The 25183-nt window shown below is 68.9% G+C and carries 24 protein-coding genes; 4 read left to right on the top strand and 20 right to left on the bottom strand.

All coding sequences use genetic code 11. The features are described from left to right. Nucleotides 1-20 precede the first annotated feature (20 nt). From thiD to LG334_RS10915, 16 genes are all read right to left on the bottom strand, one after another. Entirely contained in the window at nt 21-830 is an 810-nt protein-coding gene (gene thiD / locus LG334_RS10990; RefSeq protein WP_404386045.1) for a bifunctional hydroxymethylpyrimidine kinase/phosphomethylpyrimidine kinase, read from the bottom strand. Beyond that, nucleotides 830-2203, bottom strand: a complete 1374-nt coding sequence (glmM, locus tag LG334_RS10985; protein ID WP_404386043.1) for a phosphoglucosamine mutase — start codon at nt 2201-2203, stop codon at nt 830-832. The genes thiD and glmM overlap by 1 nt, the downstream gene beginning before the upstream one ends. A gap of 78 nt (nt 2204-2281) precedes the next feature. Next, complete coding sequence (folP, locus tag LG334_RS10980; protein ID WP_404386041.1) at nt 2282-3442, bottom strand: dihydropteroate synthase; 1161 nt, start codon at nt 3440-3442, stop codon at nt 2282-2284. Between the two features lie 4 nt (nt 3443-3446). Beyond that, nucleotides 3447-5393, bottom strand: a complete 1947-nt coding sequence (ftsH, locus tag LG334_RS10975) for an ATP-dependent zinc metalloprotease FtsH (RefSeq protein WP_404386039.1) — start codon at nt 5391-5393, stop codon at nt 3447-3449. A 16-nt stretch (nt 5394-5409) separates the two neighbouring features. Beyond that, complete coding sequence (tilS, locus tag LG334_RS10970) at nt 5410-6852, bottom strand: tRNA lysidine(34) synthetase TilS (RefSeq protein WP_404386037.1); 1443 nt, start codon at nt 6850-6852, stop codon at nt 5410-5412. A gap of 8 nt (nt 6853-6860) precedes the next feature. After that, on the bottom strand, nt 6861-7949 hold the full coding sequence (ybgF, locus tag LG334_RS10965; protein WP_404386035.1) for a tol-pal system protein YbgF: 1089 nt from the start codon (nt 7947-7949) through the stop codon (nt 6861-6863). 87 nt (nt 7950-8036) lie between these two features. Then, nucleotides 8037-8570, bottom strand: a complete 534-nt coding sequence (gene pal / locus LG334_RS10960) for a peptidoglycan-associated lipoprotein Pal (RefSeq protein ID WP_404386033.1) — start codon at nt 8568-8570, stop codon at nt 8037-8039. 196 nt (nt 8571-8766) lie between these two features. Further along, on the bottom strand, nt 8767-10122 hold the full coding sequence (gene tolB / locus LG334_RS10955; RefSeq protein ID WP_404386031.1) for a Tol-Pal system beta propeller repeat protein TolB: 1356 nt from the start codon (nt 10120-10122) through the stop codon (nt 8767-8769). Nucleotides 10123-10166: 44 nt separating this feature from the next. Further along, entirely contained in the window at nt 10167-11279 is a 1113-nt protein-coding gene (locus LG334_RS10950; protein WP_404386029.1) for a TonB C-terminal domain-containing protein, read from the bottom strand. A 17-nt stretch (nt 11280-11296) separates the two neighbouring features. Continuing rightward, nucleotides 11297-11758 carry a protein TolR gene (gene tolR / locus LG334_RS10945; RefSeq protein WP_404386027.1) on the bottom strand — a complete coding sequence of 154 codons (462 nt, stop codon included), beginning with the start codon at nt 11756-11758 and terminating at the stop codon, nt 11297-11299. Nucleotides 11759-11762: 4 nt separating this feature from the next. Next, complete coding sequence (tolQ, locus tag LG334_RS10940; RefSeq protein ID WP_404386025.1) at nt 11763-12443, bottom strand: protein TolQ; 681 nt, start codon at nt 12441-12443, stop codon at nt 11763-11765. A 13-nt stretch (nt 12444-12456) separates the two neighbouring features. Next, the gene (locus tag LG334_RS10935) at nt 12457-12918 is read right to left on the bottom strand and encodes a YbgC/FadM family acyl-CoA thioesterase (RefSeq protein WP_404386023.1); all 462 of its coding nucleotides are present in this window, start codon (nt 12916-12918) and stop codon (nt 12457-12459) included. Next, nucleotides 12918-13973 carry a Holliday junction branch migration DNA helicase RuvB gene (gene ruvB / locus LG334_RS10930; RefSeq protein WP_404386021.1) on the bottom strand — a complete coding sequence of 352 codons (1056 nt, stop codon included), beginning with the start codon at nt 13971-13973 and terminating at the stop codon, nt 12918-12920. The genes LG334_RS10935 and ruvB overlap by 1 nt, the downstream gene beginning before the upstream one ends. Nucleotides 13974-13983: 10 nt before the next feature. Then, complete coding sequence (gene ruvA / locus LG334_RS10925) at nt 13984-14661, bottom strand: Holliday junction branch migration protein RuvA (protein ID WP_404386019.1); 678 nt, start codon at nt 14659-14661, stop codon at nt 13984-13986. Then, nucleotides 14658-15161, bottom strand: a complete 504-nt coding sequence (gene ruvC / locus LG334_RS10920; RefSeq protein ID WP_404386354.1) for a crossover junction endodeoxyribonuclease RuvC — start codon at nt 15159-15161, stop codon at nt 14658-14660. Before ruvC ends, ruvA begins: the two co-directional genes overlap by 4 nt. A 75-nt stretch (nt 15162-15236) precedes the next feature. Continuing rightward, nucleotides 15237-15980 carry a YebC/PmpR family DNA-binding transcriptional regulator gene (locus LG334_RS10915; protein WP_404386017.1) on the bottom strand — a complete coding sequence of 248 codons (744 nt, stop codon included), beginning with the start codon at nt 15978-15980 and terminating at the stop codon, nt 15237-15239. A gap of 350 nt (nt 15981-16330) precedes the next feature. On the opposite strand from LG334_RS10915, the gene LG334_RS10910 reads away from it, so the two are divergent. Beyond that, nucleotides 16331-18430, top strand: coding sequence for a methyl-accepting chemotaxis protein (locus LG334_RS10910; RefSeq protein WP_404386015.1), 2100 nt, complete (start codon nt 16331-16333; stop codon nt 18428-18430). An 86-nt stretch (nt 18431-18516) separates the two neighbouring features. Here the strand turns inward: LG334_RS10910 and LG334_RS10905 are convergent, their stop codons facing one another. Further along, a complete protein-coding gene (locus tag LG334_RS10905) occupies nt 18517-19836 on the bottom strand; it encodes an acetyl-CoA hydrolase/transferase family protein (RefSeq protein ID WP_404386013.1) in 1320 nt (439 codons plus the stop codon). 286 nt (nt 19837-20122) lie between these two features. After that, complete coding sequence (locus LG334_RS10900; protein ID WP_404386011.1) at nt 20123-20386, bottom strand: hypothetical protein; 264 nt, start codon at nt 20384-20386, stop codon at nt 20123-20125. Nucleotides 20387-20617: 231 nt separating this feature from the next. Here LG334_RS10900 and LG334_RS10895 point away from each other — a divergent pair, with 231 nt between their 5' ends. Then, complete coding sequence (locus tag LG334_RS10895) at nt 20618-20836, top strand: DNA-binding transcriptional regulator (protein WP_009539829.1); 219 nt, start codon at nt 20618-20620, stop codon at nt 20834-20836. A 48-nt stretch (nt 20837-20884) separates the two neighbouring features. On the opposite strand, the gene LG334_RS10890 is transcribed toward LG334_RS10895, so the two are convergent. Together LG334_RS10890 and LG334_RS10885 are read right to left on the bottom strand one after the other, a co-directional pair. Then, complete coding sequence (locus LG334_RS10890) at nt 20885-21385, bottom strand: DUF1465 family protein (RefSeq protein ID WP_404386009.1); 501 nt, start codon at nt 21383-21385, stop codon at nt 20885-20887. 67 nt (nt 21386-21452) lie between these two features. Continuing rightward, nucleotides 21453-23156 (bottom strand): methyl-accepting chemotaxis protein, encoded by a 1704-nt coding sequence (locus LG334_RS10885; RefSeq protein ID WP_404386007.1) that lies wholly within the window; start codon nt 23154-23156, stop codon nt 21453-21455. 359 nt (nt 23157-23515) lie between these two features. Here LG334_RS10885 and LG334_RS10880 point away from each other — a divergent pair, with 359 nt between their 5' ends. Continuing rightward, nucleotides 23516-24727, top strand: coding sequence for a 6-phosphofructokinase (locus LG334_RS10880; protein WP_404386005.1), 1212 nt, complete (start codon nt 23516-23518; stop codon nt 24725-24727). Continuing rightward, complete coding sequence (locus LG334_RS10875) at nt 24727-25146, top strand: DUF1489 family protein (protein WP_404386003.1); 420 nt, start codon at nt 24727-24729, stop codon at nt 25144-25146. Before LG334_RS10880 ends, LG334_RS10875 begins: the two co-directional genes overlap by 1 nt. Nucleotides 25147-25183 lie beyond the last annotated feature (37 nt).

The raw sequence follows: 25183 nt of genomic DNA, 5'->3' as shown, positions 1-25183 counted from the left end.
CGGTCCTTCGGGAGAATTCGTTAAAGGCGCTCGAACGGGCGCACGGTGTGGGCGTGGTCCAGGGGGCCGTGCCCTTGGCCGTAGCCCGGCGCGGTGCGGATGGCGCCCAGCACGTACTCCCGCGCGCGGGACACCGCACTGGTCAGGTCGCGGCCCTGGGCAAGCCCTGTCGCCACGGCCGAGGCCAGCGTACAGCCGGTGCCGTGGGTCGACGTGGTGGCGACGCGGCCGCTCTCAAAGCGGGTCACGCCGTCGGCCGTGATCAGCAGGTCGACCAGCTTTTCTTCCGCCGCCAGGTGCCCGCCCTTCAGCAGCACCGCCTTGGGGCCGAGCGCCAGCAGGTCGTCGGCCGCGGCCTCCATGTCGGCGAGCGTGCGGACGTCGCGCCCCAGAAGCGTCTCGGCCTCGGGCAGGTTGGGCGTGATGACGGCCGCGCGCTTGATGAGCCGCCCCTTGAGCGCCGTCACCGCCTCGCGCGCCAGCAGCGGGTGGCCGCCCTTGGCGACCATGACCGGGTCCACCACAAGCGGCACGTCGGGCGCGAAGTCCTCCAGCGCCTGGGCGACCGTCTCGATGGTGGGCGCGTCGCCCAACATGCCGGTCTTGACCACGTCGGCGCCGATGTCGGTCATGCAGACCTGGATCTGCTGGCGGATGAAGTCGCCCGGCACCGGGTGGACGCCGTGGACGCCGCAGGTGTTCTGCGCCGTCAGGGCCGTGATGGCCGTCATGGCAAAGCCTTGCAGCGCTGTGACGGTCTTGGTGTCGGCCTGGATGCCGGCGCCGCCGCCGGAGTCACTGCCGGCGACGATGAGGACGCGGCCCTGCATCACGCGGCCTCCTTCGCCGCCTCGCCCTGGATGGTGGCGCACAGGCCGTCCACCAGGTCCTCCACCAGCGCCTTGTCGTCGCCTTCCGCCATGACGCGGATCTTGGGTTCGGTGCCCGACTGGCGGATGAGCAGGCGCCCGCCCGAAGCCTCCAGCCGCGCCTCGGCGGCGCCGATGGCATCGGTCACCACCTTGCTGTCCATGACTGCTTTGGCCGCGTCGCGGTGGGCCAGGCGCACGTTCTTGAGCACCTGCGGCACCCGGTCGAAGACGTGGCAGACCTCGCTCGCCCGGCGCCCCTGCTGGATCAGTTCCGACAGGACCTCCAGCCCCGCCGTGAGGCCGTCGCCGGTGGTCGCCTGGCCACCCAGCACGATGTGGCCGGACTGCTCGCCGCCAAGGTTGTAGCCGTCGCGGCGCATGCACTCCACCACATAGCGGTCACCCACCTTGGTGCGGACCATCTTGAGGCCCTGGCTCTCGATAAAGCGCTCCAGCCCCAGGTTGGACATGACCGTGGCGACAAGGGCATCGCCCTGCAGCTTGCCGTCGCGCTTCCAGGCGCGCGCGATCAGGCCCATGAGCTGGTCGCCGTCCACCATGGCGCCGTGTTCGTCGCAGACCTGGATGCGGTCGGCGTCGCCGTCCAGGGAAATGCCGATATCGGCGCCGTGACTGACCACCGCCTGCTGCATCCGCTCGGGATACAGCGAGCCGCAGCCCTTGTTGATGTTGAAGCCGTCGGGCTCGACGCCGATGGAAATGACCTCGGCGCCCAGTTCCCAGATCACCTGCGGCGCGACCTTGTAGGCCGCCCCGTTGGCGCAATCGACGACGACCTTCAGACCGTCCAGTCGCCGGTCGCGCGGGAGCGTCGCCTTGACGCTTTCAATGTAGCGGCCGGTGGCGTCCTCCATGCGGCGCGCCTTGCCCAGCTTCGCCGGCGCCACGCGCAGTGCATCCAGCCCGTTGTGCAGCAGATGCTCGATCTCGTCCTCGGTGGCGTCGGACAGCTTGAACCCGTCGGGGCCGAACAGCTTGATGCCGTTGTCCTCATAGGGGTTGTGCGACGCCGAGATGACGACGCCCATGTCCGCGCGCAGGGACCGTGTCAACATGGCGACCGCGGGGGTGGGCATGGGCCCGACCAGGATCACGTCCATGCCGACCGAGATGAAGCCGGCCGTCAGGGCCGGCTCCAGCATGTAGCCCGACAGGCGCGTGTCCTTGCCGATGACCACCGTGTGCCGGTGATCGCCGTTGGTGAAGTGGGAGCCCGCGGCCATGCCGATCTTCATGGCGATGTCGGCGGTCATGGGATAGGCATTGGCGGTGCCACGCACACCGTCGGTGCCGAACAGCTTGGATGTCATGGGCAAGGGTCCGTGCTCTAAGGTCGGAACAGTTACCCTAAGGACTATCCTAGCGCACGGCCGCTTGGCAACCTGTCGTCAGACTGAGCCGATGCCCCGCCATGTGGCGACCGCCTGCACCGCCTCCGACACATCATGGACCCGGAGTATCTGCAGGCCCCGATCCAGCCCCGTCTGATCGGCGGCGATGGTGCCCGGCAGGCGCTCCTTCGGCGCCTCGCCCCGACTGAGGCGGCCGATGAAGGATTTGCGCGACAGGCCCAGCAGCACCGGGTGCCCCAGGCCGTGCAGCACGCCCGACCACGCCAGGATTTCCAGGTTGTGGGCCAGCGTCTTGCCGAAGCCGATGCCGGGGTCGAGGCAGATATTCTCCGCCCGCACGCCCGCCGCCCGCGCCTCCTCCGCCCGGCCGCGCAACCAGTCCGCCACGTCCAGCGGTGCGCAGTCGTAGACGGGGTCCTTCTGCATGGTCTGGGGCGTGCCCTGGATGTGCATGAGCACCACCAGCACATCCAGCCGCGCCACCGTCGGCAGGGCGTCGGGGTCCCAGGTCAGGGCGGTGACGTCGTTGACGATGCGCGCGCCGGCGGCCACGGCAGCCTCCATGGTGGCGGCGTTGCGGGTGTCGATGGAGACGACGGCGCCCTTCTCCGCAAGCCCGCGCACCACAGGCACCACGCGGCGGATTTCCTCCTCCGGGGACACAGGGTCGGACCCGGGCCGGGTGCTTTCGCCGCCCACGTCCAGGATGTCGGCGCCCGCCTCCAGCATCGCCAAGCCGTCGGCGACGGCGACGGCGGGATCGTAGCGGTCGCCACCGTCGGAGAAGCTGTCGGGGGTGATGTTCAGGATACCCATGACGCGCGGCCGGTCCATGGACAGGCCGGCAAAGGCGGGGCGCGGCGCGGTCAGGCGTTCCAGCGTCGCCGCCACGTGCGCCGCCACGTGCTCGGCGCAGCCCTCGGCCCAGGCGGTGACGGCTTCCTCGGGCGCGACCACGGCATCGGCGCCGCCGCCGGGCTTGCGGAGAAGCACGGCCACCAAAGAGAAGGCCATGTCATCCCGCCCGGCCAGCGGCAGCGCGTGACCGCCCTCGATGGCGGCGCGGGCGGCGGCGCCGGTCAAGACGGCGGCCGGCGCCAGGTGAACCATGGACGCCGGTTCGGCGCCCTCGGGCAGAGAAAAGCCCCGCGCGAGCGCGGGGCTTTCCGTGATGGAAGGGGTGAAGGCAGCACTCACGGCATCAGGTTCCCGGCTGAGGCTCCGGACCCGGGCCGATGCCGGCCTCGCCCTCGGAGCCCTTGCCCTTGCCGGCGACGGGAACCGAGGACCGGCGACCGCCGGACGGCTGCGGCGTGCCGCCGCCGGTGTCGTCGTCGCGGCGGATCTGGCCGCCGGCCATGAGGGTCTTCAGCTCCTCGCCCGACAGGGTCTCGTACTCCAGCAGCCCCTGAGCGATGGCCTCCAGCTTGTCACGGTTTTCCGTGATGTACTTGTAGGCCCGCTGGTAGCCCGCATCGACGATGCGCTTTACTTCCTCGTCGACCATCTGGGCAGTCTGCTCGGACATGTTCTTGTGCTGGGTCACCGAGTGGCCGAGGAACACCTCGCCGTCGGGCTCGCCGTAGGTCAGCGGGCCGAGCTTTTCGGAGAAGCCCCACTCGGTAACCATGCGGCGCGCGCGGTCGGTGGCCATCTTGATGTCCTGACTGGCGCCGGTGGTGACCTTCTCCCTGCCGAAGATCACTTCCTCGGCCACGCGGCCACCCATGGCAATCGCCAGGAACGCCTCCAGGTACTCGCGGGAGTGCGACATGCGGTCGCGCTCCGGAAGGCTCTGCACCAGGCCCAGCGCACGGCCGCGCGGGATGATGGTCGCCTTGTGGACCGGGTCGTATTCCGGGCACATCAGGGTCACCAGGGCGTGGCCGCCCTCGTGGTAGGCCGTCAGCTTCTTCTCGTCCTCGGACATGACCATGGAGCGGCGCTCCGCACCCATGATGACCTTGTCCTTGGCTTCCTCGAAGTCGGACATGGTGACCACGCGCTTGCCCTTGCGGGCGGCCATCAGCGCGGCCTCGTTCACGAGGTTCGCAAGGTCGGCGCCCGAGAAGCCCGGCGTGCCGCGCGCGACGATGCGCACGTCGACGTCCGGCGACAGCGGCACCTTGCGCATGTGGACCTTGAGGATCTTCTCGCGGCCCAGCACGTCGGGGTTGGGCACCACCACCTGGCGGTCGAACCGGCCGGGGCGCAGCAGCGCCGGGTCCAGCACGTCGGGACGGTTGGTGGCGGCGATCAGGATGACGCCCTCGTTGGCCTCGAAGCCGTCCATCTCCACCAGCAGCTGGTTCAGGGTCTGCTCGCGCTCGTCGTTGCCGCCGCCCAGGCCGGCGCCACGATGGCGGCCCACGGCGTCGATTTCGTCGATGAAGATGATGCACGGGGCGTTCTTCTTGCCCTGCTCGAACATGTCGCGGACACGGCTGGCGCCGACGCCGACGAACATCTCGACGAAGTCGGAGCCCGAAATGGTGAAGAACGGCACGTTGGCCTCGCCGGCGATGGAGCGCGCCAGCAGCGTCTTGCCGGTGCCCGGCGGGCCCACCAGAAGCACGCCCTTGGGGATCTTGCCGCCCAGGCGCTGGAACTTCTGCGGGTCGCGCAGGTACTCGACGATTTCCTCAAGCTCCTGCTTGGCTTCGTCGATGCCCGCGACGTCGTCGAAGGTGACGCGGCCCGCCTTCTCGGTCAGCATCTTGGCCTTGGACTTGCCGAAGCCCATGGCCTTGCCGCCGCCACCCTGCATCTGACGCATGAAGAAGATCCACACGGCGATCAGCAGCAGCATGGGGAACCAGGAAATCAGGATGCCCCAGAAGGTCGGCACGTTGTCTTCCGCCGGCATGGCGCTCACGCGCACGCCGGATTCGCGCAAGGCCGGGACAAGGTCACTGCTCTGCGGCGGCGCGTAAGTGGAGAACTTGCGGCCATCGGTGTAGTGCCCGGTGATTTGCTCGCCCTGGATGGTGACGTCGCGAACCTGGTTCGATTCGACCTGCTCCATGAACTCGGAATACGCCACCGGCGCCTCCGTCCCGCGCGGGGAAGACGTCTGAAACAGGTTGAACAGCGCCACCAAGAGAACGGCGATGATCACCCACAGAAGCACGTTTTTGCTGAAGTTCAATTCCAGACCCTTCCACTCATGTCGCGCGACGGGGGCGATGTCCCGTACCTGCCTTCATTCGCCCTTCCGCCACGCGGGAAATATCTACCTGCCTACATAGGTGACGACGCCCCCGGCGCAAGCCGCCACATCCAACATACGTCATGGCAACGCGCGGGGCAAACCGCAGGCTTCCCGGTTGCAGCAGGGGCGCCGAACCCGCGTCACTCCACCAGCCGAGCCCGGGCAGGCCGATCACGTCGCCACTCTTCCATACGGCAGGTAGCGCCTGAACGACCACCGACGGCAAGAGCCCGCGCACATCCTTCGGAACAACCGACAGGCCGGTCTCGCCCAGGGCTCCCACCGCCGTGTCCGACCGGTCGGCCGGCGGCGTCCAGCGCCAGCGGCCGTCCCATGCGCCGGCGGCCAGCGGCGCGGGCGGCGCGGTGCGGCCGGCTTCACGACAAACGATCCAGCGATTCCGGCGGTGGGCGAGCCGGCATCCGGCCACCGTGACCTCCGTCGTCCCCAGCCGCGCGAGCGCCTGCTCCAGTCCGTCGAGCCGGGGCGTATGCGCCGCCCCGCCAATGCAGGCGAGCACCCGCGAAAAGGCCCGCAGCGCGATTTCTTCGGGCGCGTCGGCAAACGGATCGGGGTCCACTTCCGCGTGCCCCAGCGGATGCACGGTCACCGCCTTGGCCAACAGGGCCGCCACGGCCTCGTTCTCCGCCGCCCGCGCGCGGCCAAGCCGCGCTGCCGTCTCCGCCAGCCGGGCGGGCGTGAGGCCGATGCCCGCCGTCTCCAGCGCCGGCAGCACAGCCCGGACGCGCACCCGGGCATGGCGGCGATCGCGGTTGCTGGGGTCGTCGACCCAATCCATGCCGGCGGCGGCGCAGGTGGCGGACAGGCTGGCGCGCGGAACATCCAGCAGCGGCCGCAGGAGCCGCGCCTCCGTCGCCTCGGTCACCGGCGCCATGGCCGACAGCCCGCGCAGGCCCGAGCCCCGGCCGAGGCGCAGCAACAGCGTTTCCGCCTGGTCCTCTCGGTGATGGCCGGTCAGCAGGTGCAGGATGCCCTCGGCCCGGCAGCGCTCCAGCAGCAGGCGATAGCGCAGGCCGCGTGCCTCGGCCTGGATGTTGGCGCTTGGGGCTGGACGTTCGTTCGTGAGGATGGCGTGAGCGATGCCGCGCGCCGCAAGCCAGCGACCGACGGTGCGGGCCTCCTCCGCCGCCGCTGGCCGCAGGCCATGGTCGACGGTCAGCGCCAGGACCGAGCCGCCGCGCCGCGCCGCCCACTCATGGGCCAGCAGCGTCAGCGCCAGGCTGTCCGCCCCGCCGGAAACCGCCACGGCCAGGCGCGGCGGGCGCTCGAAGGGGCCGAGCGGCGCCATCAGCGCGGCGAAGCACTCCGCCGAGACGGGACGGGCGGCGCCGCCCTCCGGCACCGCCCCGTCGTCCTGATCGTCCGGACCGCCCATGGCACCGGTCAGAGGTTGCCGCAGCCCAGGCGCTCGGCCTCGGAGCGGGCGCGGCGCTGGATGGGATCGGGCGCCTGCGGATACTCGCCGGAGATGCGCGTGAAGGCGGCGCAGGCCTCGCGGGTCTTGTCCAACTGCGCCATGGTCAGCCCCAGCTTGAGCAGGTTGTCCGGCGCCTTCGGACTTTCGGGATAGCTGCGGTATCCGTCCAGGAAAGTCACCGCCGCCCGCTCGTAATCGCCCTGCACGTAATGGGTCTCGCCCAGCCAGTACTGGGCGTTGCCGGCCAGTGCGTGTTCCGGGTGACGCTCTACGAAGGCCTCGAACGACCGCGCCGCGCGATCATAGGCGCCTTCGCGCAGCAGACCGAAGGCGTAGGAGTATTGCTCTTCCGGCGTGCCCTCGGGCAGCACCGGGCCGCCCTGCGCCGCCGGAGCCTCGGCCTGGCCTTCGGCCGGCGGCTCGGCCGGAATGGTGCCGAGGGTGCCCTCGCCGGGCGCCAGTCCCTGCGAGCCGGCGCCCTGCCCGCCCGTCGGCGCGGCCTCGGACGGCGTGGCCGGACGGAAGCCGCCCTGCGTGGCGGACGTCCCCTGCCCCGGCGCGGGCGCTTCTGCGCTCGTACCCTGGTTCTGGTTCTGGTCCCCCGCCGGCGCAGCGGCGCTGCCGCCCGTGCCTTCAAGCTGTTGCAGGCGGAAATCCACGTCGTCCATGAAACGCTGGAGGCGCTGGTCCGTCTGCTGGACCTGGTACTGCGTCTCCTCCACGCGGCCGGTCAGGCGCGTCACCAGTTGCTCCAGTTCGGTGATGCGGTCCTGAAGCCGGGTTGCCACGTCGCCGGACACGCCTGCCCCCGCCGTGCTCGGCGGCGGCGTCTGGCCGGCGGCGAAATCACCCCGGTAGACCTGGCGCTGGAGAAGCTGCAGGTCGCGCTCCAGTCGGTCCAGCCGTTCCTGGGCGGACTGCGCGGCGGCCGGCGCGGGCGCCGACACCGTGACGGCGGCGGCCGCCAGCCCGACGGCCAGCATGGAGGTGGCGAGCAGTCGCCGGCCCAGCGGGACCGGACGGCGGCGGATGCGTCGCAAGCCAAGGATCGACACGGTGGAACTCCCTTTGCCTCTGCGCCCAGAACACCAGCGGCGGACGCACCGGACCAGTCAGGCCGGCCCGGCGCGTCCGCCGTGGTCTCAGCGGATGACGGTCACGGCGCGACGGTTCTGCTGCCAGCAGTCCGGCGTGCTCTCGACGCAGACCGGGCGCTCCTTGCCGTAGGAGACCGTCTGGATGTTGTTGGCGGGCACGCCCTGCAGCACCAGGAAGTCCTTGGCGGAATTGGCGCGACGCTCACCGAGCGCCAGGTTGTACTCGCGGGTGCCGCGCTCGTCGGCGTGACCCTCCACCAGAACGGTCTTGCCCGGATACTGCTGCAGCCAGGCGGCCTGACGACGCAGGGCGGCCTGGGCCTCGGGGCTGAGCGTGTAGGCGTCGGTGGCGAAGAAGACGCGGTCGCCCACGACCTCGCGGAACTCCTGAACGGAGCCCGCCGCCGGGCCGGCCTGGCCCATGCCGTCGGCGCCGACGCCCTCGCCGGCCGCGCCCGCGCCCATGCCGGCGGTGCCCATGGCCCCCGCGCCGCCCGTGCCCGCGCCTTCCTCGGGCGGGGTGGTACAGGCGGCCAGCAGCGCGACGGCGGCAAAAACACTCAAAGAACGGAACTTCATCGCAATGTCACTCCCATGAACCAATCTGTCGGTCCGGCTGCCGTCGACCGCCCTATGCGCGGCCGTCCTCCGACGCCGAAAGCCGTGTCGCGACGCCGGGCCGATACCTGCCCGGACGCCGAAAGTCTTAGCCGAATTCGCCCCGCGCCGCCACCCCATGCCGGTGGCGACGCGGGAACATCGGCGTGAACATTTCCTACTGCAGCAGCGGCGACCATGCCGGGTCGGACGCATCCTGCGGCGTCACCACAAGGCGCTCGTTCTGCCCGGTCAGGTCCACCGTCACCAGCTTCGGCGCGGCGTTGGGGCCGCCCCGGCTCTGGCGGAAGAACATGATCACGCGGCCGTTGGGGGCCCAGGTCGGACCCTCCACCAGGTAATCCGTCGCCAGCATGCGCTCGCCCGAACCGTCCGGGCGCATGACACCGATGTAGAACTGGCCGGACTTCATCTTGGTGAACGCGATCAGGTCGCCGCGCGGGCTCCAGACCGGCGTGGCGTACCGCCCGTCGCCGAAGCTGATGCGGCGCACGTTACCGCCGTCGGCGTCCATGACGTAGATCTGCTGCGCCCCGCCGCGGTCGGAGTTGAAGGTGATCTGCTGACCGTCCGGCGAGTAGCTGGGGCTGGTGTCGATGGCCGGGTGGTTGGTCAGGCGGGTGATGCGGCGCGTGCGCAGGTCCATCTCGTAGATTTCAGAGTTGCCGTCGCGCGCCATGGACAGGATCACCTTGTTGCCGTCCGGCGAGAACCGGGGCGCAAACGTCATGCCCGGGAACTCGCCCAGCAGTTCCTGCCGCCCCGTGTCGATGTTGTAGAGGAACACCCGCGGCACGCCGTTGGAATACGACATGAAGGTGATTTCCTGGCTGGTCGGCGAGAAGCGCGGCGTCAGCACCAGCGAGGAGCCGTCGGTCAGGTAGCGGTGGTTGGCGCCGTCCTGGTCCATGATGGCGAGGCGCTTGGTGCGGTCCACGGCCGGGCCGCTTTCCGCCACATAGACGATGCGGGTGTCGAAATAGCCCTGTTCGCCGGTGATGCGCTCGTAGATGTCGTCGGCGATGATGTGGGCGATGCGCCGCCAGTTGTCGGCCTGGGTGGTGTAGGCCTGGCCGGCCATCTGGTTCTCGGCGAAGATGTCCCACAGACGATAGGCGATGCGCACCCGCCCGTCCGGCTGCGGCTGCACCGCCCCGTGCACCAGGGCCTGGGCGGCGATGGAGCGCCAGTCCATGAAGCGCGGCGGGGCGTTCATGGGCACGTCGCGCTGGATGAAGGCCGCCTGATCGATGGGCGCGAACAGGCCCGAACGCTCCAGGTCGGCGGCGATGACGCCCGAGATGTCGCGGGCGAGCTGGGCCGCCTGGGGGCTGTCGGCATTGAAGGGCACGACGGCGATGGGCAGCGGCTCCACCTTGCCGCGGGTGATGTCGATGCGCACCTCGGCGGCGGCGGGAGCCGGCTGAAGCGCCACGGCGGCCACCGTCGCCACCACGGCGACGACGGCAAGCAGGCCGCGCTTCAGGGCATTGCGGACGTCATTCAAGCGCATGGTCGGGCGGGTCCTCCTGACTGGGCAGCGGCGATGGACGGCGATCACAGGGCGTCCTCCGGGCGGAATTGCAGCACCATGTCGCGGAACTGCTGGTACTTGCCCGGCGGAATGGGCAGCGGACTGGACTTGAGAACGGCTCGGCGCGCGCTCTCGGCGAATTGCTGGAACTGGCGGGCCGCCCCTTGCGGCGCATCGCTTACGACGCGCGCACCCTGGACGGTGCCGTCCGGCGCCACCTGGACGCGGATCTCCACATAAAGGTCCGTCAGCCCCTTCATGCCGGGATCGAGGAACCAGTTCGGCTGGATGTGCGCGCGAATGGCCTCCTTCTCCGTCGCCGTGGCGACGTCGGACAGGTTGGGCGCGCGCTGCACCTGGTTGCTGGTCGCCTCCTGGCTGTCGCGGCTGCCGCGTGCCTCTGCCACCTGCGTTTCCGGCGGCGGACGGCTGGTCTTCTTTTCCAGTTCCTCAACCGTCTTCAGCAGGCTGTCGAAGGGGTCCGGCTCCTTCTTGGGCTCGGCCTTCTTGGGCGGCTCCGGCTTGGGCTCCGGCTCCTTTTTCGGCTCGGCCTTGGCGACCTCCTTGGGCGGCTCCTCCTTTTTCGGAGGCTCCGGCTTCTTCGGCGGCTCGGGCTTGGCCTGAGGCGTCGGCGACGGCATGGGCGGCGGCGCGGGCTCCGGCTTTGGTTCGGGCGGAGGTTCGGCCTTGGCCACCTCCTTGGGGGGCTCCGGCGCGGGCGCGGGTTCCGGTTCCGGCGGCGGGGCGGCCGGTTCCGGTTCCGGCGCGGGCGGCGGCTCCGGCTCCGGCTCAGGCTCCGGTTTGGGCGGCTCGGGTTCCGGCTCCGGCTCGGGCTGCGGAGGCTCCGGCGGCGGTTCCGGCTGGGGTTCGGGCTCGGGCTTTGGCTCGTCCTCGGGCGCCGGCGGCGGCTTGACCTCTTCCGCCAGCTTGGGCGCGGGCGGCGGCGCGGCCGTCATCTCGTCGATGACGGGGTTGACCACCATGACGAACTCTTCAGCTTCCTCGGGCTCGCTGGTCAGGAACGGCAGCCCCACCAGCGCCGCAACCACGACGGCACCGTGGAAGACCACGGACAGAATGACACCCTTGCCCATGCCCTTCGGCTGTTCGGAAAGCTGTTCCTCGTCGCGCGCCATGATCGCTTACGCCGTCCTTACTGGCCGCCGCTCGGCCGCTGGGTGACGAGGTTCACCTCGCGATAGCCGGCGTCGTAGAGAATGCCCATCACGTCCATCACCCGGCCGTAGTTGGCCGCGCCATCGCCGCGCACGAAAATGGCGCCCTCCGGGTTCGACTGACGCACGGCCGCCATCTGGGCCAGCAGGGCCTCCTTGGTCGACGTGCGGCTCATTTCCTCGCCGGCGTCGTTGATGGCGACCTGGCCGTCGGCCAGCACCTGGATCGTGATGCTCGTCGGGTCCTCCTGCGGCAGGGCCGGAGACGACGCCTCGGGCAGGTCGACTTCGATGCCCGTCGCCAGCATGGGTGCGGTGACCATGAAGATGATCAGCAACACCAGCATCACGTCCACCATGGGCGTGACGTTGATGTCGCTCATGGCGCGGCGGCCGCGGCGGTAGCCCGTGCTGGACTTGTTGTTGACGAACATCGCCATGGGTTCAGCGCTCCAACTGGCGCGACAGGATGGCGCCGAACTCGCCGGCGAAATTCTCCAGCCGCTTGGCGTAACGGTCGAGGTCGCCACTGATCTTGTTGTAGGCGATGACCGCCGGAATGGCCGCCACCAGCCCCAGCGCCGTGGCGAACAGGGCCTCGGCGATGCCGGGCGCCACGGTCGCGAGGCTCGTGTCCTTGCTCATGCCGATGGAGTGGAAGCTGTTCATGATGCCCCACACCGTGCCGAACAGGCCGATGAAGGGCGCGGTCGCGCCGGTGGACGCCAGGAAGCCGAGCCGGCTTTCCAGGTTGTCCATCTCGCGCGCCAGCGTGATCTGCATGACCCGGTCGATGCGCTGGGCGAGGCCCGCGCGCACGTCGTTCTCGCGTCCCAACGACCCCGAGGACCGGCGCCATTCGCGCATGGCGGCAATGAAGATGGCGCTCATGGGGTCCTTGGGGCGGTTGCCCATGCGGTCATACAGGTCTTCCAGCGATCCGCCGGACCAGAACTTTTCCTCGAACGCCTCGGCCTTGGCCCGCAGCTTTCGCAGGCGCATGACCTTTTCGAAGATGATCGCCCAGCACCAGATGCTTGCCAGCACCATGCCGATCATCACCGCCTTGACCACGATGTCGGCCTGAAGGAACAGGCCCCACATGGACAGATCTGCGGGCTCCATCGGTGTCTTTCCCCTATCCCCGGATCACGAGTTCATCCAGCCGCGCCCGCAGGCCGGCGGGCAGGCGGCAGACGCCACCGCCCATGGCCATGCTGGCGAGCGTGATGTCGATGGTCACAAGCGTCTCGCCGCCGCGCTCCACGCGCTGCTCGGCCTGGAGCGAGGCCCCGCCGACCCTGGTGACGCGCGTGCGCACCTCCAGAAGATCGTCGAGCATGGCCGGCTTGCGGAAATCCATGGTGGCCCGGCGCACGGCGAAGGCGAGGCCGGGGTCGTCCATGAGCTGCGGATTGGTCCACCCCAGCAGGCGCATCATTTCCGACCGCGCGCGCTCGGCGAAGTGCAGGTAGCGGGCATGGTAGACGATGCGGCCGGCGTCGGTGTCCTCGAAGTAGACGCGCACGGGAAATACGTGCACGCCGTCGCGGACGACCCCCGAGGCGGCGTTTTCCAGGGCACGCGAAACGGTGTCCATCACGCGCCCTCCGACCGGTTCAGCAGGTCGAACTGCCCGCCCGCGGCGTCGCGGCGCGGCGGCATGAGCCCCAGGTGGGAGAAACCGGCCTCCGACAGCACGCGGCCGCGCGGGGTGCGCTGGATCAGGCCCTTCTGGATGACGAAGGGCTCGATCACCTCTTCCAGCGTGTCACGCTCCTCCGACAGCGCGGCGGCCAGCGTCTCCACGCCCACGGGCCCGCCGCCGTAGTGCTTCGCGATGCACTCCAGGTACTTGCGGTCCATGGCGTCGAGGCCCATGGCGTCGACGTCCAGGCGCCTGAGCGCCGCGTCGGCGATATGCCGGTCCACCGGGCTGCGCTTGGCGACGAGGGCGAAGTCGGACACCCGCCGCAGCAGCCGGCCGGCCACGCGCGGAGTGCCGCGCGAGCGCCGCGCGATTTCCATCGCGCCGTCGGCGGTGATCTCCAGTCCCATGACGCTCGCGCCGCGCCTCACGATGGCCTCAAGCTCCTCGGGCTCGTAGAACTTCATCTGCAGCGGAATGCCGAACCGGTCGCGCAACGGGCGGGTCAGGAGGCCCTGCCGCGTCGTCGCCCCCACCAGGGTGAAGGGTTGCAGGTCGATGCGCACGCTGCGCGCCGCCGGCCCCTCGCCGATGATGAGGTCCAGTTGGAAATCCTCCATGGCCGGATACAGCACTTCCTCTATGGCAGGATTAAGGCGATGAATTTCATCGATGAACAGGACATCGTGGGCTTCAAGATTGGTCAAAATGGCGGCCAGATCGCCCGCCCGCGCGATCATCGGGCCGGACGTGGCGCGGAAGCCGACCCCCATCTCCTTGGCCACGATCTGGGCAAGCGTCGTCTTGCCCAGGCCCGGCGGCCCGTGGAACAGAACATGGTCCAGCGCCTTGCCGCGCGCCTTGGCCGCCTGAATGTAGACGCCCAGATTTTCGCGCAGAAGCTTCTGCCCGATGAAGTCGTCAAGCGCCTGCGGACGCATGGAGGCGTCGGCGTCATCCTCGCGCCGGCGGGCGGAAATCAGTCGGTCCTGGTCGTCGGCGGCCATGGGACTCCTGTTACACCTGGGCAAGGTCGCGCAGGGCAGCGGTGATCAGGCTTTGCGTTGTGGCGCCGTCGCCCTGGTCGCGGGCGGCGCGGGCCACGGCGGAATAGGCGTCCATGCGCTTGTAGCCCAGGTTGACCAGCGCCGACGTGGCATCCTCGGTGACGCTGGCGGCCAGCGTCGCCGCCCCGCCCTCGCCCGGCTCGGCTCCCACCGGCGCGGCCGTCGGCGCGACGTTGCCCTGGGGCGCCAGGGACGCCGCCGTCGCGCTCGGCTGGAACGAGGCGGCGACGCCCGCCGCCTTGTCCTTGAGTTCGGACACGATGCGCCCGGCCAGCTTCGGTCCGACGCCGGCGGCGCGGGTGAGCGGCGCCTTGTCCTGGGCGGCGATGGCCTGGCCCACGGTTTCCGGCGGCACCACGGAAAGAATGGCAAGGCCGACGCGCGCACCCACGCCCTGCACGGTGGTCAGCAGCTTGAACCACTCGCGCTCCAGCTTGTCGGAAAAGCCGTAGAGGTGGATGTGGTCCTCGCGGACGTGGGTCTCGATCTCCAACGCCACCGCCGCGCCGACCTCCAGCCGTTGCAGGGTGCGGCCGGAGCAGAAGACGAGGTAGCCGACGCCGTTGACGTCGATGACGGCGCCGTCGTCGCCCACGCTGTCGACGATGCCCTTGAGCTTGGCGATCATGCCGCGCCTCCCGCCACGGCCATGGCGATGCGCGACGCCCGGAAATGGGCGTGGCAGATGGCGACGGCCAGCGCATCGGCGGAGTCCGCGCTGTCGCAGGTGGCGCCGGGAAGGATCGCCTTGACCATCATGCCCATCTGCTGCTTGGCGGCGCGCCCGGTGCCGACGACGGCCTTCTTGACCAGCGACGGCTGATATTCGCACACCGGCAGTCCCGCCCGCGCCGGAGCCAGGAGCACCACGCCGCGCGCCTGCCCCAGCTTCAGCGTCGAGGCCGGGTTCTTGTTGACGAAGGTTTCCTCCACCGCCGCCTCGTGCGGGTTCAGGTCGGCGATCACCCGCTCCAGCCCCTCGTAGAGCTGGCCCAGGCGTTCGGCCAGGGAGCACCTCTCGTCGGAGCGCACGGTGCCGTCGGCGACGGCACGCATGCGGTTGCCGTCCACCTCGATCACGCCCCAGCCGGTGTTGCGCAGGCCGGGGTCGAGGCCCAGAACACGGATGACCATCGGCCCCTCCCCTCGTCGTCGCGGTGGCGGAACGCCGGCTGGGCGCGCCTCATGCGGAGGCCGGCGCCGTCAGCCGCCGACCTTCTCCATGATGTCCTCGGACACGTTGAAGTTGGCGGCGACGCGCTGCACGTCGTCGTTGTCGTCCAGCACGTCCAGGAACTTGAACAGGCTCTTGGCCTGATCCTCGTCGGTGATGTCCACCACCGTCAGCGGCTTCCAGTCCAGGCGCGCGGCTTCGGGCTCGCCCAGCTCGTCCTCCAGCGCGTCGCGCACGGCCTGCAGGTCGTCGGGTTGGCAGTAGATGGTGTGCGAGGTTTCGTCGCTTTCCACGTCCTGCGCGCCGGCCATGATGGCGTGCTCCAGCATGGCTTCGGCGTCGGCCTTGTCCGCGGGATACTGGATCAGGCCCACGCGCTCGAAGTTGAAGGCCACCGTCGACAGACCGCCGCCCGCCTTGGTGAAGGCCGAGCGAACTTCCGCGGCCGTGCGGTTGCGGTTGTCGGTCAGCGCCTCGACGATGACGGACACGTTGCCGGGGCCCATGCCCTCGTAGCGGACCTCTTCGTAGTCGGCCGAATCGCCGCCGGGAAGCGCGCGCTTCATGGCGCGCTCGATGTTGTCCTTGGGCATGGACTGGGCGCGCGCCGCGGCGATCGCCGCGCGCAGGCGCGGGTTCTTGTCCGGCTCGGGCAGGCCCTGCTTGGCGGCCACGGTAATTTCCTTGGCCAGCTTGGTGAACATTTTGGCGCGCTTCGCATCCTGCGCGCCCTTGCGGTACATGATGTTCTTAAATTGAGAATGACCAGCCATAACTCTCGTCCGACCGTATCTACGGGCTCAGTTAGCGTTCTTATACCAGATGTCGTGGTAATTGCCAGAGGGCGAGAACGCCTCGGCAACGCATTGATGGCCCGCACTATGGCAGGAAGCCGGCGCGGTTGAAAGGCCCAAGGCGCGGCGGGGCGGGGCGACGAAGCGTCACCTGATTTTGTGCGTGGCAGTGTGCGGTGATCCAGTCCTGAAATATGCACATATCTGCACTGCAGCTAACGCCCCCGTTAATTCTTTAGGCGTATATGCGGCGTAGCGGGCAGAATGAAAATGCAAGTCTAAAGAGGGGGATCGCCGCCATGTCTCTTTTCGGAAGGATGCGGATTGCCGTGAAGCTGCCGGCGCTGATTGTCGGCACTGCGATCATTGCCGTGGTCGCCACGGCTGTTATTTCTTACGACAGGGCCGAAGACGCCCTGCAGACCGCCGCCGAGCGCAAGCTGGTGGCCGTGCGTGACGCGCGCGCCGACACCATCATGCAATACCTGGAAAGCATCCGTCAGGATCTGCAGGTCACCGCGGCCAGTCCTGCGGTGGCCGACGCGCTGGCCAACTTCACCGCCGCCTACGACGCCCTTCCGCAAGGCGGCGAGACGCTGCGCGACGTCTATGTCCGCGACCAGGCGCCCCAGGCCGCGCTGGGCGACTACGCCATCGTGCATGAGCGCCGTCATCCCTGGCTCAAGCGCCTTCAGGAAGAACGCGGCTATTACGACGTGTTCCTGATCGACGCCGAGGGCCGCGTGGTCTACACGGTGTTCAAGGAGCCGGACCTGGGCACGGACCTCGTCTCCGGCCAGTACGCCGACACCGGCCTTGCCGAAGCGTTCTCGGAGACCCGCCAGGCGGCCAATGGCGGCGCGCCGAACCCGGTGACGTTCATGGATTTCGAGCCCTACGCGCCCTCCAATGGCGCGCCGGCCAGCTTCATCGCCACCCCGGTGCGCGACGCCGAAGGCGGCTTTCTGGGCGTCCTGGCCTTCCAGATGCCCGTCGACCGCATCAACGACGTGATGCAGAAGGCCGACGGCCTGGGCCGCACCGGCGAGACCTATCTCGTCGGTCCCGACAACCTGATGCGCACCGACAGCCGCCTGTCCAGCGAGCCGAACCTGCTGAAGACCCGCGTCGAGACGCCGACCGTCGCGGCCGCCCTGAACGGTGAAAGCCTTGTCCAGACCGTCACCGACTACCGCGGCGAGCAGGTGGTCTCCGCCGCCGAACCCCTGACCTTCGAGGGCGTCACCTGGGCCATCCTGGCCGAAGCCGACGAGGCGGAGGTCTTCGAGCCCATCTACGAGTTGCGCAACACGCTGCTGGTCGCCGGCCTGATCGTGCTGGCGATCGTCGGGGCCTTCGGCTTCTGGTTCTCGCGCAGCCTGTCGGTGCCGCTGGCGCGCATGACCAAGGCCATGAACACGCTGGCCAAGGGCGACCTGTCCGTCGAGGTTCCGGCCCGCGACCGCGGCGACGAGATCGGCGACATGGCGCAGGCCATGGGCGTCTTCGTCGAGAACGGCCGCCGCATGGAAGAGATGAAGCAGGAGCAGGAGGCCGCCGCCGAGCGCGCCGCCGAGGAACGCCGCCAGTCCATGCTGGACCTGGCCGACCGCTTCGAAAAGTCCGTCGGCAAGGTGGTCAAGGACGTCGGCACCGCCGCCGAGGACATGCAGGAGGCCAGCCAGGCCGTCTCAGCCGCGGCCGAGCAGACCACCCAGCAGGCCGGCGCCGTCGCCGCCGCCGCCGAGCAGACGTCGGCCAACGTGCAGACCGTCGCCAGCGCCACCGAGGAGCTGACAGCCTCCACGGCCGAAATCGGCCGCCAGGTCGTCCAGGCCAAGGACGTCGCCTCCTCCGCCGTGACCGAGGCCGAGGAAACCACCGACGTCGTCCGCGATCTGGCCGAGGCCGTGGAACACATCGGCACCGTGGTCTCGCTGATCGGCGACATTGCCGACCAGACCAACCTGCTGGCGCTCAACGCCACCATCGAGGCCGCCCGCGCGGGCGATGCCGGCAAGGGCTTCGCGGTGGTCGCCAACGAGGTGAAGAGTCTCGCCGGCCAGACCAGCAAGGCCACCGAGGACATCACCCACCGGATCACCGAGGTGCAGGAGGCCACCCGCAAGTCGGTCTCGGCCATCGAGCACTTCAGCACCACCGTGCGGCGGATCGACGACATCTCCACCGCCATCGCCGCGGCGACCGAGGAACAGGACGCCGCCATGCAGGAGATCGCCCGCAACATCCAGGAGGCCGCGGGCGGCACCCAGGAGGTGACGTCGAACATCGAGGGTGTCTCGGGCGCGGCGCGTGAATCCGGCGAAATGGCCGGCACGGTTCTCAGTCGGTCGGAGTCCCTGGCAAAGGAGGCCCACCTGCTGCGCGACCAGGTCTCCGACTTCCTGAAGCAGGTGCGCGCCGGCTGATCCGGCTTATGCCCTGACAGAGAAAGGCGGCGGAACCCATTGGCTCCGCCGCCTTTTTTACGTCTGCGCCGTGGCCGGCACGAGGATCAGAGAAGACCCTGCTTCTTGGCCTCGGTGACCAGATCGTCGCGGAACTGCGGCGCGGCCAGGCCGATCAGCAACTCGGCACGCTCCTGCATGGACTTGCCCTTCAGGTTCACGATGCCGTGCTCGGTGACGACGTGATGGGTGTCCATGCGCGGATCGGTGACCGGGCCCGACAGCTTGGGCACGATGCGCGACAGGCTGCCGCCCTTGGCCGTGGAATGCAGGGCGATGAAGCTCTTGCCGCCCTTGGCCGCGTAGGCGCCGCGCACGAAGTCCAGTTGACCGCCGGTGCCCGAGAACTGGTGGCCGGCCAGGAACTCCGACCCGATCTGGCCGGTCAGGTCCACCTCGATGGCGCCGTTGACGGAGATCATGTCGTTGTTCTTGGAAATCACCGCCGGGTTGTTCACCCAGGCCACCGGATAACCCACGATGGACGGGTTGTCGTGCATGAAGTCGAACATGTCACGATCGCCCAGCGCCAGCGTGTAGACGTGCTTGAACGGGAACAGCTTCTTGCGCTTGCCGTTCAGCACGCCCTTCTTGATCAGGTCCACCATGGCGGGGCTGAACAGCTCGGAATGCAGGCCCAGGTCCTTGTGATTGGACAGGAAGCTCATGACCGAGTTCGGCACGCCGCCGATGCCCATCTGCAGCGTGGCGCCGTCGGGGATCAACTCGGCGATGTAGCCGGCGATCTTCTCGTCCTCGGCACTGGCGTCCTTGTGATGGGCTTCCATGAGCGGCGTGTCGCCCTCGACCACCGCGTCGACCTCGGAGACGTGCAGAAGGCACTCGCCGAAGGTGCGCGGCATGTTGGGATTGACCTCGACGATCAGACGCTTGCAGTTGCGCACCACGGTGGCGCCGTAGTCCGGGCTGGTGCCCAGGCTGAAGTAGCCGGCGCGGTCCATGGGGGAGACCTGCACGATGAAGCAGTCGGCGCCGATTTCCTCGGTCAGCAGCTTGCCAGCCTGGTGGAAGGCGCAGGGCACGAAGTGGATGTATTCCTTGCCGACCTCGTAGCCCTTCTTGGCCAGCGCGCGGTCGAAGCCCGACATGAACAGCGGGTGCGGCTTGACCACATCCATCAGCTCGGGCACCAGCAGCGTCTTCACGGCGGCGTCGCTGGCATGCATGTAGTAAACCGGCAGGCGAGTGAACTCACCAGCCTTGACGCGCTCTGCGATGGCGCCCATGAGCACGGGCGGCATGGCGGCGCCCATGCCCATGACGAGGTTGTTGCCGTCTTCGACAAGCTTGGCCGCGTCGGCCGGTTTGCAAAGCTTGTCCTGGTACATGTTGGCGTAAAAGGACACGGAAGCCCTCCTGCTGAAAGTCCCCTCGGCGCGGCCGACTCCCCCTCACCGGAGCGGCAGCCGCGCGCTTGCGGTGGCGCGGTGCGCGCCGATGCTGCAATGCGAAAAACTTTTAACAAGTCTAGGTGCCGGTGACCAGAGCACAACCCCTGAATGGGTGCGGATTTCACCATTTCGTCGCGGAACTTCGGGCGAAGGCGACGCACGCGCCCATACAGCCGGAAGCCCGCCCCTGAAATGGGACGGGCTTCCGGCTGCATTGATATGGTCGAAGCGGTCGGGGCCGTTATTGCGCACGCAGAACGGTGGTCATGCGGCGCGTTTCCTCGATCAGGCGGTCCATCTGGCGGCTGAGCGTGGCGGCCAGGCGGGACAGCTCCGCCGCACGGCGTTCGTCGGCGGCGGATTCTGCGGTCACGTCGTGCAGCCCGTCTTCCACGGCATGAAAGGCATTGGCGGCGTTGGCGTTGGCGAGCCGCATGCGCTGCACCGGGCCGGCCTGCGCCGGATCGATGGAAAAGGCGGCGGGACGAATGATTTCGGCGACCATGGCACTACCCCCCTTGATCAGAGCGTTTGGGCGGGATGTCGCGCGGTGCCATGCCGGGAAGCATGGTCTTGCGTGTGCCGACGGCATCCATTCAACGTCTGGAAGTGTACGCACATTGTGCGGAAATTTCAAGGAAAAGCCGCACGTTGTGCGTTGCGAAAAAGGCGCGGGAGGCCTATGATGCAAGGACTGGATGAATATCGATCTTGTCGACGCACGGGGGAGGCCCGCATGACCCCGAAGGCATTCAAGCACTGGCGCAAATCGCTGAAACTGTCGCAGAAGGAAGCGGCCACGGCGCTCGGCCTCAAGCACCGCATCGTGCAGTACTACGAGAAGGGCGAGCGCGACGGAAAGCCCATCCAGATCCCGAAATCCGTGCGGCTGGCGTGCTGGGCCATCAGCCAGGGTGTCACCGACTTCAACGGACCGGAGGAGGCGCATTCCTGATGCGCCTCCTCCGCAATGCTCATCCGGTTCTGACCTGATTGGCGACGGTCAGGCGTAGGCCCGTTCGTCTTCGTCCGAGTTGTCGCCGGCGACCGTCTCCGGCACCTCCAGCGCGGCCACGGACGGGGCGCCCGTGGGCGGGATGGGCGTGTGATCGCGCGCGTCCAAGCCGTCCATTTCCTCGCCCGGCAGGATCGCGAGGTGGACGGCGTGCAGGCGGTCGAACAGGTGGTTGGCGTTCTCGCACAGTTCCAGCAGGCGCGGCGGCAGCAGGGTGCCGTGGCGGTCCACCGGCACCGGCGCCAAGCCGATGCGCGGCGGCCGGCCGGCCTCCAGATCGCCCGCCAGCCGGGCCCGGTGCGCCTGGATGAGCTGCAGGGCGTGGCACAGCCGCACGGTCATCAGGCGGTTGACCTGGATGATGGCCGCCCGGTCCTCCCACGGCAGGGCCTCGCGGTCGCGACGGGCGTCCTCGCGGACGTAGTCGCGCATCTCTTCCATGAGCGTCAGCGCGTCATGGTAGATGTTCTCGAGCATGGTCTTGGTCACGGCGGTCTCTCCGTCGACGGGATGTCGCTGGGGAATGGGATCGGATTGTTCGGGTCGGAGGTGGTCGTCATGCGGCGCGGACGCCGCTGAGGAAGTGGTCCAGTTCCTTGCGCAGCAGGCCCGAGTGGTGGGCCAGCGTCGACGCCGACATCTGCACCTGCGCGGCGGCGGCGCCGGTTTCGCCGGCGGCGTCCTTCACGCCCCCGATGTTGTGGGTCACGTCGCCGGCACCCGCCGCGGCGGCCTGCACGTTGCGGGAAATCTCCTGCGTCGCCGCCCCCTGCTGCTCCACGGCGGCGGCGATGGAGTGCGCGGTGTCGGAAATGCGCCCGATCGTCCGCCCGATGCCCTGAATGGCATCGACCGTGCCCTTGGTCGCGGTCTGGATGGAGGCGATCTGCTGGCTGATCTCCTCCGTCGCCCGCGCCGTCTGGTTGGCGAGCGTCTTGACCTCGCTCGCCACCACCGCGAAGCCCTTGCCCGCCTCGCCGGCGCGCGCGGCCTCAATGGTGGCGTTGAGCGCCAGCAGGTTGGTCTGGCTGGCGATGTCGGAAATCAGTGTCACCACCTCGCCGATGCGCTCGGCGGCGTGGGCCAGTTCCAGGACCATCCGGTTGGACTGCTCGGCCTGGCCCACGGCCTCCTTCGCCTCGGCGGAGGCACCGCCGACGTTGCGGCTGATCTCGCCGATGGAGGCCGACAGTTCCTCGGTGGCCGCCGCAACCGTCTCGACGTTGCTGGTGGCCTCCTCCGCCGCCGCGGCGACGGCCGTGGACTGGCGGGACGTTTCCTCGGCCGTCGAGGTCATGGCCGTGGCCGTGGCCTCCATCTCGGCGGCGGCGTCGGAGACGGACTTGACCACCTCGCCCACCGCGCGCTCGAAGTCGTCGGCCAGGCGGTTCATCAGTTCCTTGCGCTCCCGCGCGGCGCGGATCTCGGCCTCTTTCTGCTCGGCCTCCAGGCGGGCGCGCTCGGCGGCGTTCTGCTTGAAGATCTCCATCGCGCGCGCCATCTCGCCGATCTCGTCGCCGCGATGGGTGCCGACCACCTCCACGTCCAGCCGGCCGTCGGCCAGGTCGTGCATGCGGTGCGCGAGGTCTACGGTGGGGCGCGAGATGTCGCGCACGATCAGCCACGCCAGGCCGCCGACCCCACCCAGGAGCACGATGGCGATGGCGGCGAACGTCATGGCGCGGTTCCAGAACACCGCCGCCACGTCGTCCAGATAGATGCCGGTGCCGATGAACAGGCCCCAAGGCTCGAACGCCTGCACGTAGGAGAGCTTGTCCACCGGTTGTTCGTGCCCGGCCTTGGGCCAGTGGTAGTGGACAAAGCCCGCGCTGTCGGTCTTCACGACCTCGGCCATCTCCGCCACGAAGGGCACGCCCTCGGGGTCCGTCGCCTGGAGCATGGAGGTGCCTTCCAGCTCGGGCTTGGGCGGAACCACGACGGCCTGGCCGTCCATGTCGAAGACGAAGACGTATTCCTCGCCGTCGTAGCGCATGGCGCGGATGGCTTCCTTGGCCGCCGCGCGGGCTTGCGCGTCCGACGCCTCGCCGGTGGCCGCGCGCTCGGCGTGGCGGGCGAAGATGGCGTGGGCCGTTTCCGTGATGGCCCGCGCCTTGGCGCGGCGGTCATCCATCAGCGTGTCCTGCACGAAGGCCAGCGACACGCCGCAGATGGCGATGAAACCGAGTGCCAGAAGGCCGATGGGCAGCCAGATTTTGGCGCCGAGTCCTAAATTTCCAAGCCGCATGTGTCGTCCCCTCACCCTGGAAAACTCCTTGGCAAGGGCAAGATCATGTCCTTGCCCGCGAAAAGGAAAATGAAGTTTTTTCTAAAGAGACCAAGAGTTTACGAGGGGTTGACCGTTCCATGACCGGTGCGTTACCGGGCACCGTCAAGCCGTGGTAATCCCTCAATATTTCGCGGTTATAGGCGATAGGATATAGGCTGTAGACCTATACGACATTCATCCGCACCGGTTCGGGTCTCCGGCGCCCCTGCAGGGCCCTGGCACGGAGGCGACGCGACTCCGGCGGGGTGGCCCGAGTCTTGACAGATGCCCCGCGGGACGCTTTTTGAACCCCCTCGAAACACCTCGGCCCGCACAAGCCACAGGAGATGCCCGTGTCCGGAAAGGTTCTCGTCGCGCAAGGAGGCGGCCCGACCGCCGTCATCAACCAGTCCGTCGTCGGCGCGGTGCTGGAGAGCCGCAAGTTCCGGTCGGTCGATCAGGTCTACGGCGCCCTGCACGGCGTGCGGGGCATCATCGACGAGGACATGGTCGACCTGACCCAGGAGACCACGCACAACCTGGAGCTGGTGGCTGAAACGCCCTCCTCCGCGCTCGGCTCGACCCGCGACAAGCCCGATGCCGCGTACTGCAAGGAGATCTTCAAGGTCCTGAAGGCGCATGGCATCGACAATTTCTTCTATGTCGGCGGCAACGACAGCTCCGACACCGTGCGCATCGTCGCCGAGGAAGCGCGCAAGGCCGCCTACGACCTGCGCTGCATCCACATCCCCAAGACCATCGACAACGACCTTGTGGTCACCGACCACTGCCCCGGCTACCCCAGCGCCGCGCGGTTCGTGGCGCAGTCCTTCATGGGCGTGAACCTCGACAATGCGGCGCTGAAAGGGGTCTATATCGGCGTCGTCATGGGCCGGCACGCGGGCTTCCTGACGGCCGCCTCGGCGCTGGGCAAGAAGTTCCCCGACGACGGGCCGCACCTGATCTACATGCCCGAGCGCGCCTTCGACGAGGACCGCTTCCTGGCCGACGTCAAGGCGGCCTATGAAAAGCACGGCCGCTGCATCGTCGCGGTGTCGGAAGGCATCGCCGACGCCGACGGCGTGCCCATCGCCACCAAGCTGGCCGAGGAGATCGAGCACGACGCCCACGGCAACGTGCAGCTGGGCGGCGGCGCCCTGGCCGACCTGCTGGTGGACCTGGTCAAGCGCAGGCTGGGGCTCAAGCGCGTGCGCGGCGACACCTTCGGCTATCTGCAACGGTCCTTCGTCGGCTGCGTGTCCGACGTCGACCAGCGCGAGGCGCGCGAGGTGGGCGAGAAGGCCGTGCAGTTCGCCATGTTCGGCGACCAGGACGGGTCGGTGACCATCCACCGCACCGGCTGGTACTCGGTGGACTACCGGCTGACGCCGCTTATCGACATCGCGGGGAAGACTCGCCATATGCCCGACGAGTTCATCGCCGACAGCGGGACGGACGTCACCGACGCCTTCCGCCTGTACCTGCGCCCGCTGCTGGGCCGGGGGATGCCCGATGCCTACCGCCTGCGGACCGTGCCCGTCCCCAAGATCCTCAAGAAGGACTGATGCCGCTACACCTCATCAAGCTGTCCGTCGGCACCGAGAGCCCGGAGACGCTGGCCCAATGGCAGGCCGGCGTCTCCCGGCGCCTGGGCCGCGTCGTCCACACCACCCGCATGACGCCCCGCCGCACGGAGGAGGTGCTGGACGGCGGCTCCATCTACTGGGTCATCAAGCGGCTGGTGCGCGTGCGCCAGCGCATCCTCGGCCTGCACGAAGGCACGGACGAGGACGGCCGCGGCTTCTGCGCCATCGAACTGGACCCGGAGCTGGTGCCGGTGGAACCGCGGTCGCAGCGGCCCTTCCAGGGCTGGCGCTACCTCAAGGACGAAGACGCCCCGCGCGACCTGCCCCAGGGCGCGAGGGGCGAGGAGCCTCCGCCGCCGGAAATGGCGGCGGAGTTGAGGAAGCTGGGGTTGCTCTGACCCGACAATGGCCCTGCCCCGCCGCCGCATCGCGTGC

The organism is Caenispirillum salinarum, assembly GCF_044803115.1.
GTDB lineage: Bacteria > Pseudomonadota > Alphaproteobacteria > Rhodospirillales > Rhodospirillaceae > Caenispirillum > Caenispirillum salinarum_A.
This window is presented reverse-complemented; position numbering and strand designations above follow the sequence as displayed.